The sequence below is a fragment of the Bdellovibrionota bacterium genome (assembly GCA_035292885.1).
Taxonomy (GTDB): Bacteria; Bdellovibrionota_G; JALEGL01; order JALEGL01; family DATDPG01; genus DATDPG01.
Window position 1 is genome coordinate 1 of record DATDPG010000073.1, and the last position, 9,887, is coordinate 9,887.

9 protein-coding genes are annotated in these 9,887 nt (G+C 55.1%); 3 read left to right on the forward strand and 6 right to left on the reverse strand.

Going from position 1 to position 9,887, the window contains the following annotated elements; all coding sequences use genetic code 11:
• From VI895_05520 to prfB, 5 genes are all read right to left on the reverse strand, one after another.
• The coding region (locus VI895_05520; protein HLG19259.1) for a POTRA domain-containing protein at positions 1-680 on the reverse strand (680 nt) is incomplete at its 3' end.
• On the reverse strand, positions 680-1,369 hold the full coding sequence (locus VI895_05525) for an ABC transporter ATP-binding protein (protein HLG19260.1): 690 nt from the start codon (positions 1,367-1,369) through the stop codon (positions 680-682). The genes VI895_05525 and VI895_05520, both read right to left, overlap by 1 nt.
• Entirely contained in the window at positions 1,362-2,594 is a 1,233-nt protein-coding gene (locus VI895_05530) for an ABC transporter permease (protein HLG19261.1), read from the reverse strand. The genes VI895_05525 and VI895_05530 overlap by 8 nt, the downstream gene beginning before the upstream one ends.
• Positions 2,595-2,596: 2 nt before the next feature.
• A complete protein-coding gene (gene lysS, locus VI895_05535; protein ID HLG19262.1) occupies positions 2,597-4,153 on the reverse strand; it encodes a lysine--tRNA ligase in 1,557 nt (518 codons plus the stop codon).
• 51 nt (positions 4,154-4,204) lie between these two features.
• The gene (gene prfB, locus VI895_05540) at positions 4,205-5,305 is read right to left on the reverse strand and encodes a peptide chain release factor 2 (protein ID HLG19263.1); all 1,101 of its coding nucleotides are present in this window, start codon (positions 5,303-5,305) and stop codon (positions 4,205-4,207) included.
• Positions 5,306-5,351: 46 nt separating this feature from the next.
• Here prfB and VI895_05545 point away from each other — a divergent pair, with 46 nt between their 5' ends.
• From VI895_05545 to VI895_05555, 3 genes are all read left to right on the forward strand, one after another.
• Positions 5,352-7,337 (forward strand): PBP1A family penicillin-binding protein, encoded by a 1,986-nt coding sequence (locus VI895_05545; protein HLG19264.1) that lies wholly within the window; start codon positions 5,352-5,354, stop codon positions 7,335-7,337.
• 80 nt (positions 7,338-7,417) lie between these two features.
• On the forward strand, positions 7,418-8,014 hold the full coding sequence (locus VI895_05550) for a hypothetical protein (GenBank protein ID HLG19265.1): 597 nt from the start codon (positions 7,418-7,420) through the stop codon (positions 8,012-8,014).
• Positions 7,989-8,825: a nucleotidyl transferase AbiEii/AbiGii toxin family protein gene (locus VI895_05555; protein HLG19266.1), complete on the forward strand. Its 837-nt coding sequence runs from the start codon at positions 7,989-7,991 to the stop codon at positions 8,823-8,825. The genes VI895_05550 and VI895_05555 overlap by 26 nt, the downstream gene beginning before the upstream one ends.
• A 22-nt stretch (positions 8,826-8,847) precedes the next feature.
• Here VI895_05555 and VI895_05560 read toward each other — a convergent pair whose 3' ends face one another.
• Positions 8,848-9,624, reverse strand: coding sequence for an SDR family NAD(P)-dependent oxidoreductase (locus VI895_05560; GenBank protein HLG19267.1), 777 nt, complete (start codon positions 9,622-9,624; stop codon positions 8,848-8,850).
• Between the last annotated feature and the right edge of the window lie 263 nt (positions 9,625-9,887).

Here is a 9,887-nt window from a genome sequence, read left to right on the forward strand (position 1 = left end):
TAATAGCCCCGAAGCGACTGACGATCGGCATTCAGCACCTCTTCCCGATACGAGCCGCTTTGCGTAAAGAAGGAAAAGAGCCCCTTTTCCTTGGTCTGCATCACTTTCTTCAATTCAGAGTCCGAAAAGACCTTGTTGCCCAAAATATTGATTCGGCGGACGACGACCTTCTTGTTTTCTTGAATCTTAAATGTCAGTCGTGCCTCATTATTCGGGAGCGGCGTCAGCCCGCTCGCAATGTCGGCTAAATAGAATCCCTTTCCATCGTAATATTTTCTCAGGCGGGCGACGTCTTCGCGGATTTTATTGTCATCCAGGTACGTGAAGGCTTTGGTTTGGACCTCTTTCTGAAGATCTTCCGTCTTTTCCTCGTCGTTTCCGGAAAATACAATCTCACGAATCGACGTTTTTTCGACGACCTTGAATGTCAACGCGCCCGACGCTTCTTCGAAGGAGACTTGAACGTCCTTAAAAAAGCCCATTCGATAGATGCTTCGAACATCTTGGGAAATTTTGGACCGGTCCATCGAACTTTTCGGCTTGGATTGGATCACGGCTAAAATGGCGTCGCGCTCGATCCGCTTGTTTCCTTCGATCACGACGCGCGCTACGTCAGCCGCATACGCGCCCGGCAAGATGAGGAACCAAAAGCAAAATCCGATGACGATTTTTCGGATCATTACCCAGAACCCCGTACCTCGTGCAGTCGGCCGTCCCGCATTCGAAGAACCCGGTCGGCCGATTGCGCCAGTTCGAGATTGTGCGTAACCAAAATGAGACTGCGATCCCGCCCTTTGGTCACACGAAACAGGATTTCCGCCACACCCTGCGCGGTTTCCACGTCCAGATTTCCCGTCGGCTCGTCGGCGAGGATCAATTCCGGTTCGTTCACCAACGCGCGGGCGATCGCCACGCGCTGCTGCTCGCCGCCCGACAATTCCCCCGGCCGATGAGAACGTCTCTCCTCCAACCCGACCTCCTGGAGAAGCGACCCGGCCTTTTGGCGGCCCGTGTTCTCACTTTCGCCGCGCACCCACAGAGGCATAGCCACGTTCTCCTCCGCGTCGAATTCCGGAAGGAGATAATGAAACTGAAAGATGAACCCGACGAACCGGTTTCGGAATCGCGCCATCTCCGATTCCGAATGTGTCCGAAGCGACGTTCCCTCCAGATAAATTTCACCCGACGTCGGCCGATCCAACGCTCCCAATAGATTGAGAAGCGTCGATTTGCCGACCCCCGACGCCCCGACGATCGCGATCGCCTCACCCCGATTTAGAGTGAGATCGAGGTTGTGAATCACGTCGATCGTCGCCGGCCCCTTCCGAAATACTTTCCCCAACTTTTCCGCCCGCAACAACTCACTCATATCGAAGCCCCTCGGCCGGATCCAGACGCGCGGCCCTCAGAGACGGATAGAGCGTGGCGAAAAAGCTGATGATCATGGCGCTCACACCCACGAGGACGAATTCAATCGCTCGCATCCGAACGGGGAGCGTATCGAGCTGGTAGACATCGGCGTTGAGCGGAAAATGGACGTATTTTTCGAGCAAAATACAGAGAACCAATCCTGCGAAAAGGCCTACGCCCGTACCGAGAGCTCCGACCAACGTTCCCGAGACCATAAAGATCTTCGCGATCGATCTGCGCGTCGCTCCCATCGCCTTTAAAATCGAAATTTCCCTCCCCTTGGTCATCACAAGCAACGTGAGCGTGCCCACGATGTTGAACGACGCCACCAATACGATCATCGTCAGGACGATGAAAAACGTGGTTTTTTCGAGTTTGAACGCCGCGAAGAGATCCCGGTTCATCTCCAGCCAGTGCCGGACGTAATAACGCTCCCCGACAGTCTCCTGGACCTGGCGGCCCACGGCTCGGGCACTCTTAATATCTTTCACACTAATCTGTATTCCGCTGGCCTCTCCCGGGCGGCCGAAAAACCGTTGCGCGTCCGTCAATGAAACGTAAGCGCTCTTGGCATCGTATTCATACAGTCCACTTTTAAATACGCCCACGACGTTGAAACGGCGCACTTTCGGGCCAAATCCGAAAGGAGTTAACTCTCCCGCCGGGGCGACGACATCCACCGTCGAACCGGGGAAAAGAACCAAATTGTTTTCCGCCAACTCATGCCCGACTAAAATGGGCGGAAGATTCCCTTCCTTCCCGAGCAGGTCCTGGATGTTTCCGGAAACCACATCTTTCGTAATCGAGGTCACGTCCGAGACCTTCTTCGGATCAATTCCATAGAGAACTACGCCGGCCGACCGACCCGAATCCGAGTGAAGAAGAACTTCGCTGTATAAAAAAGGGCTCTGCGCTTTGACCCCGTTCACCGATTCGATCTTTTTTCCGACCTCGTCGTACTCCAATATCGGCCCCGACACGCGAAACAAAATCAGCGGGGCGTTGTTGCCGAGGATTTTGCGCTGGAATTCCTCTTCAAACCCGGAGACGACCGACAGCACCACCGTAAGTGCGGTGACACCCAGGGCCACGCCCACCACGGAGATCGTCGTAATCAGGGAAAGGAGCGCGTTGTGCTTTCGCGACAACAGATAGCGAACGCCGATCCGGAATTCGTAGGACATGTTCACGAACCGGATCCGGGCGTCGCCGCTACCTCTTTAAAACGAGCCGCTAAAAATTCGGTTTCCAGACTGGCCAGAAAAAATCCAGCGCGCGGGCCCCGGCTCTTTCCAAGCAAGGCCTGATAGATCGCTTCAAACAATTCCTGCGGCGTCGCTTTCACTTTATCTTTCACGGAGTATATTACCGAATGAATCTCGTCGGCGTTCATGCCGGAGCGCAGCTTATCCGCCAAAAGTCCCAACGCCTTTTTTTGATGCGGCTTCAGCGCATTGGCGGTGGGGGGAAGCGTTTTCTGCACTTCGAAGCGAACCTCCTCCGGCGCGAATCGATCGAGCCATTTTCGAGCGTACGTGGCCCGGGCTTTCAATGCCTCCAGATCGGAGACATCGTATCCGCTCCGCTTTAAAATGGCGGCCATTTCGTCGATATCATTTTGAGTAGTTTGAACGAGACTCACGATATGTCGAAACGGCGCTTTAACCGGCGGCGAACCCGGCACCGCGGAGAGCTCCGCGGCCCGTCTGTGGCGGTTGGGCGAGGTCGGATCATCAAATTCGTCGATCAATTGAAGAAGCGGCAAACCGGGGTCGAAGACGATCCGGCGGTTCGGCTTCACCTTCACGACGGCATATTTGAGAACTTCGGCCGGCACGACCTCCAACATCTCGTGGATCGAAATGACGTTACCCTTGCTGGAGGACATGTCGCCGCCGCCGCGGAGGCTGATCCATTCGTAGACGATCGGAAATGGAGGTTCGTAACCGAAAATCTCTTTCGAAATCTTCACGCCGCTGTCGTACGAACCGCCGGCGGACGCATGGTCCTTGCCGAACGGTTCGATCGTCACGCCCAAAATTTCCCACCGTGCCGCCCAGTCGACGCGCCATGTGAGCTTTCCGCCCCCCGCCATCGGCGCCGATCCATTGTCGCCGCAATCGCATTTATAACTCACGGTTTTCTCGGCCGCGTCGAAGTCGGTCACGATCGTCCCGATCATTCTCTTGCACGTGTTGCAGAGAGGGTTGAAGGGGGACCAATGCTCGTCCGTCTTCTTGCCCGTAGCTTCCTTAAGAATGGCCCGGATTCGTTCGGTGCCTTCCAACGCGCGAATTATGTTTTGCGTATATTGGCCGTCTTTATACATCCGGTCGGCTCGGAAGATTTCCACCTGTATGTCGAGGGCCTTCAACGAACGAAGAAACGGCTCAAGAAAATGTTCCGCGTAGCTCTCGTGCTTTTCGCAAGGACAGGGGATTTCGGACAGCGGCTTGCCGATATGCGAGGCGTATTTCTGGGGATCCAGGAACGGGTACACGCGCCGAAGCGGATCGTACGTGTCGGCGATATACTTGAGTTGCGGGTTGTGTCCGGGTTCCCGGAGCACGCGAACAATCGTGTCGGCCGTGACCACTTCCCGCATGTTGCCGATATGAATTTCACCCGAGGGTGTAATCCCCGTCGCGACCACATATCGATCGCGCCGCGCTATAATCTCCCGCGCGGATTGATCCGCCCAAAATACGGCTTCCTTGGAATCGATTTCGTCGGCTGGGGTCATCGGAAGGAATGGAGCGGCGAAGTTCTACCGGAGGGGGGGTATGGCGTCAAATTAGCTCGCCGGAGTCCCTTCCGCCGCTTTTGCCAATAAATACGAGCGGATAAATCCGTCGAGGTCGCCGTCCAGAACCGCTTGGACGTTCCCCGACTCGAAGTTCGTCCGGTGGTCCTTAATCAACTGATAAGGCTGCAAAACATACGAACGAATCTGGCTTCCGAAATCGATTTTTTTCTTTTCCCCCTCCAATTTGGACATTTCCTGCTCTCGTTCCAGCCGCTCTTTTTCGTAAAGTCGCGCCTTGAGAATCTTCATCGCCTGCGCCTTGTTCTTGTGCTGGGACCGTTCGTTCTGGCAGGCGACGACGATGCCGCTTGGAATGTGCGTTAAGCGAACGGCCGAGTCGGTCTTGTTGACATGTTGGCCTCCGGCGCCGGAGGAGCGGAACGTGTCGATCCGAAGATCGGCTTCGTCCACCTGGATATCGATTTTGTCGTCGACCTGCGGCAACACCATGATGGAAGCGAACGACGTGTGTCTGCGCGCGTTGGCGTCGAAGGGTGAAATCCGGACCAAACGATGAATGCCGATCTCGCCCTTCATGTAGCCGTAAGCGTACGCGCCGTCGATCGTCAGTGTGACGTTCTTGAATCCCGCCCCCTCGCCCGGCAGGGAATCCACAATTGCCGCCGCAAAACCGCGACGCTCGGCCCAGCGGAGATACATTCGAAGCAAAATTTGAACCCAGTCCTGCGCTTCGGTTCCTCCCGCCCCGCTGTTGATGCTCATGATCGCGAAGGAACGATCCAATTCCTGGCCCAGCATCCGGCGAAATTCCAGTTCGTCCAGCGTTTTCCGCACGTGGCTTAATTTTGTCTCCAATTCTTTCTGAATTTGAGCGTCCCCCTGCTCTGCCATCGGCGCGAACTCCCCGGCGTCTTTGAGTTCCGAAGTCAGCCGATCGAACAACGAAACCGTCTCTTCGCATTCGCTTCGGCGTTTTTGGATCTTGGCCGCCGCAGCGGGGTCGTTCCAAAACTCCGGCTTGCCCGCCTGTTCGTTTAAGCGAGCCAGTTCCCGGCGCAGTTCTTCCAGGCGGAAGATTCCTCTGAGACCCTGAAGCTTGCCTTCCAGCGTTTGAATATCCTCGAACATGGCGGAAAAATAACACAAAAGGAGGAGGCTGTTATACTTCCCCGTCATGCCTCGCTCCCGCCTCTTCCGTGTGGCGTTTTCCGTCGTTATCGTGGCGCTCCTCGCCGGGGCCCTGGGTATCTTTGTGGGTCTCGTGGTCGTGGTGACGTCCGATCTGCCCGAAATTGAACGCTTGGAAACATACGAGCCCAAGGGAATTACGACGCTGAAGGACATTCAGGGACGTACGATTCATGAGTTCTATCAGGAGCGCCGGATGAACGTTCCATTGGAAAAAATTCCGATCAACGTTCGCCAAGCTTATTTGGCGGCCGAGGATTGGCGATTTTATGAACACGCCGGGATCGATGTGAAAGGACTCTTTCGAGCCGTCATCCGAAACCTTTGGGAACAAAAGTACGCCGAGGGGGCCAGCACGATCACACAGCAATTGGCCAAGGTTCTGTTTCTTTCGCCGGAAAAAACGTTGGAACGAAAACTCAAGGAAGCGTGGATCGCGGTTCAGATCGAGCGCCGTTATTCCAAGAACGAGATTCTCGGTCTTTATCTCAATCAAATCTATCTCGGTGCCGGGTGTTACGGCGTGCAAGCGGCGGCAAAGACGTATTTCAACAAAGATGTGGGGGACCTAACGGACGGGGAGACGGCCATGCTGGCGGCCCTTCCCAAAGCGCCGAATATTTATTCGCCTTTTAAGGACCCTCAGAAAGCACGGGAACGCCGCGACATCATCTTGGGAGAGATGTTCACCCGAGGTTTATTGACGAAAGAAGCTTGGCGGGCGGCGCGAGAAGAGCCCCTGCCCGAAAGACAAGAACAAGACGACCGGATTCAAACGTATTTCGCGGCGTACAATTTGATGCAACTCATCGATCAACTGGGTGAAGAACTGGTTTTTCGCGGGAAGTTGAACGTTCAAACCACACTCGATCTTTCGCTTCAAAAAACCGCCGAGGCTGCCGTAGGCAACGGAATCGAGGCCTATGCGCGCCGGCACAAGATTCCTCTGGACCAACCCGACCGCCTCCCGCAAGCGGCCCTATTGGCCGTCGACGTTGAGAGCGGCGAGATTCGAGCCATGGTGGGCGGGCGATCTTTTGCCGAGAGCCAGTTCAACCGGGCGGTTCAAGCCGTGCGCCAGCCGGGATCGTCGTTTAAACCGATTTTATATGCCGCCGCCATCGCGAGCGGTTACACCGAGTCCACGATGATGGAAGACGAGACAATCTCCTTCGACAATCCGGTCAGCGGACTCTGGGAACCGAAGAACTACGAGAACGATTACGACGGATGGATTCCCCTTCGCATCGCGCTCGAGCGATCCAAAAACGTCGTCGCGGTGCGGCTTCTCAAATCGATCGGCTTTCCCGCGCTTGCGCAAATGGTTTCGCGATTGGGTTTCACGTCCCCCATCGCACCCAACCTGTCGTCCGCCCTCGGCAGTTCATCGGTAACGCTTCCGGAGTTGGCGCGTGCTTTCGCCGTTTTCGCCAACGGCGGTATTCGAAACGAACTCCACTCCATTCGATCCGTACAGACCGACACCGGACTTGATTTTTGGCCTCCCCCCCCGCCGAGCCAGCCGGTCCTCGACCCACGCATCGCCTTTGTCATGACCGATCTTTTGCACGGCGTGATTGAATTCGGCACCGGAACGTTCGCAAAAGATCTCCCGTGCAACGTGGCCGGGAAGACCGGAACCACGGATAACAACGTCGACGCGTTATTCGTCGGCTTCAGTCCCGAAATCGTCGCCATTACCTGGATCGGTTTTGACGACCGGAAAACACTCGGCAACGGCGAAACCGGCGCCGTCGCCGCGGGACCGATGTGGAAAGAATTTATGCTGGAAGGATGCAAACAGAACTCGGAAGCGGATTGGAAGCCCCCGCCGGGCGTTCTTCTAGTCGACGTGGATCATTCGAGCGGTCGATTACCCAGCCGTTATTGCACCGATGTCATTGCGGAGGCCTTTCTGGAAGGTACTGCGCCGACGGAAACGTGCGACGAAGAAGAAATCCCGCGGTTGTAAAGAATTGGCGAGTTCTCGCCCCCCCATAGGTGAATAGTGACACAATAGTTATAATTTAGTATAACTAATATGTGAAGTTTTTGGCGTTTAAAAAACGCATGAAAAAGGGCGTATTTACCTGGAGCGAAGCCAAGACGGTGGCGTTCGATACGCCGCCGCCTACGCTCAAGCTGCAGTTGCATTTGTGGAAGCGAGCCGGTGAAATCGTCGCCGTCCGCCGAGGAGTCTACGGCTTCACAGATTCGATTCCAGAAACCGAAGAGATTCTGAAAGCATTGTATCCGCCCTGTTACGTAAGCCTGGAGAGCGCGCTCTCCATCCACGGCCTCATTCCGGACGTGCCGTTCGCGACTACCGGCGTTACCACCCGCCCATCTCGAAATTTTTCGACGCCTTGGGGAACTTTCATTTTTCGCCGGCTCAAGAGCGAAGCTTTCAAGGGCTTTGATCCGAAGACGTTGATCGCATTCAAAGAAAAAGCGGTCGTGGATTATCTGTTCTTCAGCCGCCGGCGATTTGGAAATGAGAAATCGCCGTGGCAGGAACGAAGATGGCAAAATTTGAGAGGGTTCAATTTTCGGCGAGCCCGAAAATACGCCCGCGCTTTCGGATCCGGACAGCTTACGCGACTTATCGGAGGCCTAGAGGATTATGCAACAACTCATGATGTTGATTGAGAAGGCGCGTCCCAAAGGTACGCGGCATGCGACGAATATCGCCCGGGAATATCTTCAGGTGCTTGTTCTAAAAGCCGTTTACCAGTCTCCTTACGGACGCGATCTTTCCTTCATGGGCGGAACATGCCTGCGACTCTGTTACGGCTTGAAACGCTACTCGGAAGATTTGGATTTTTCACACGATGTTTTAACCGAAAACTATTCTTTCGCTCGATTGAACGAGTTTATTGAACGCCGCTTGAAGGAACGCGGCATTCTCGTCGAAACGGCGACAAAGGAACCCAAATCCGTGGATCGATCTTTTGTTCGGTTGTCCTTAGGTCCCCTTGGGCTGACGGAACGAAAGGGTCAGAAGCTTCATATTAAGATTGAGGTGGACAATCGACCGCCCCCAATCCAAAGCACTCGTCGGGAGGAGTATTTCCTCGCCCGGTACAACGAACTGTTTCCGATCATCAAGCACGTCGAAAGCACGTTATTCGCCGGTAAGGCGCTGGCGATTCTAATGCGACCGCAGCTTCTGGGCCGAGATTGTTACGACCTGATCTGGTATCTCCAGCGCCATACCCCGTGCGATCTTTCTTACCTGAACGCCGGGTTACGCATTGCAAAGAAAAAGGGTGCTGCCGTAAGAGACTTTCCCGAGTTGTTGCGCGCGATCCGAGCCAGGCTGAAGGAAACCTCAGCGCCCGCGATCCTGGCCGATATTCAAGCCTTTCTTGAAGATCCGACCGAAGTGGAGTGGATTAAGCGCTTCCACGAAGTATTCGAACAAATCGCCAAGAACCATCAAATCTCCCGACAGAAATGAAGCCGCGGCGGTAAGAAAAGGGTTATTCCGTCGTTCGATGAACGTTTTTCGCGTTCACCTGTGCCGTCGGGTTGAGAAGAATCGTTTCGATATTGACGTGCGCGGGGCGCGTGACGGCGAACAAGACACATTCGGCGACATCCTCGGCGGAGAGCGGCGTGACTCCCTTGTAAACCTGTTTCGCTTTTTCCTGATCTCCTTTGAAACGGACAATGCTGAATTCCGTTTCCGCCATACCGGGATCGATCGACGTCACACGGATGCCGGTGCCCAAAAGTTCCTCGCGCACCGCTATCGTCATCGCCCGGGCGGCGAATTTGGTTCCGCAATAACCGGCACCGCCCGCGTAAGCCTCGTGGCCAGCGATCGACCCGATATTGACGATGTGCCCCGACTTTCGAGCGAGCATCGACGGCAAGAGAGCTTGCGTCATTCGAAATGTCCCGAGAAAATTCGTCTCGATCATCTGCGTCCAATCGTCCTCGTTCGCGTCCCTTAGGGTTTCGCGTCCCAGCGCCAATCCCGCGTTGTTCACCAAGACATCGACATGGCCCAACTCGCCCAGAGTTCCTTCCACGAAGCGCCGGACACTGGAGGTTTGACGCACATCCAATACCTCCGAGTGAATTTTGCATCCAAACTCCCGCCCTAATTTCTTTGCGAGTGTTTGAAGCCGGTCGACTCGACGGGCTCCGATCGCCAGCGTCGCTCCCGCTCGGGCAAAAGAAAGAGCGATCGCTTCTCCAAAGCCGCTCGAAGCACCCGTCACCAAGACGATTTTTCCCTTTAACTCTTCCATCGCGAGGCGCTTTTACGCCGTTTTTGGGAACAGTTCCAGTCCAGGCTGCAACGCACTTAGTGAGGTTTACAGTGACATTTAAATCGGTACCATCTCCCGCTCGCCGATGTTTCGAAGAAGGAAAACAAACCGAACTTTGTGTCTCTGTTTTCTTGGAGCGGGTCTGTCTCTCTTTTGCGAAGACACGGCGTCCGCGCTGACGCTCGATCAGGCTTACGCCATGGCGCTTAAACAGGCGGAGTCGGTCGGTCGTTCGGAAGCCG

What these genes read in the sequence shown, in the direction of transcription:
- VI895_05525 (HLG19260.1), bottom strand. Translation starts at nt 1,369, where the DNA reads ATGAGTGAGTTGTTGCGGGCGGAAAAGTTGGGGAAAGTATTTCGGAAG.
- lysS (HLG19262.1), bottom strand. Translation starts at nt 4,153, where the DNA reads ATGACCCCAGCCGACGAAATCGATTCCAAGGAAGCCGTATTTTGGGCG.
- VI895_05545 (HLG19264.1), top strand. Translation starts at nt 5,352, where the DNA reads ATGCCTCGCTCCCGCCTCTTCCGTGTGGCGTTTTCCGTCGTTATCGTG.
- VI895_05530 (HLG19261.1), bottom strand. Translation starts at nt 2,594, where the DNA reads ATGTCCTACGAATTCCGGATCGGCGTTCGCTATCTGTTGTCGCGAAAG.
- prfB (HLG19263.1), bottom strand. Translation starts at nt 5,305, where the DNA reads ATGTTCGAGGATATTCAAACGCTGGAAGGCAAGCTTCAGGGTCTCAGA.
- VI895_05555 (HLG19266.1), top strand. Translation starts at nt 7,989, where the DNA reads ATGCAACAACTCATGATGTTGATTGAGAAGGCGCGTCCCAAAGGTACG.
- VI895_05560 (HLG19267.1), bottom strand. Translation starts at nt 9,624, where the DNA reads ATGGAAGAGTTAAAGGGAAAAATCGTCTTGGTGACGGGTGCTTCGAGC.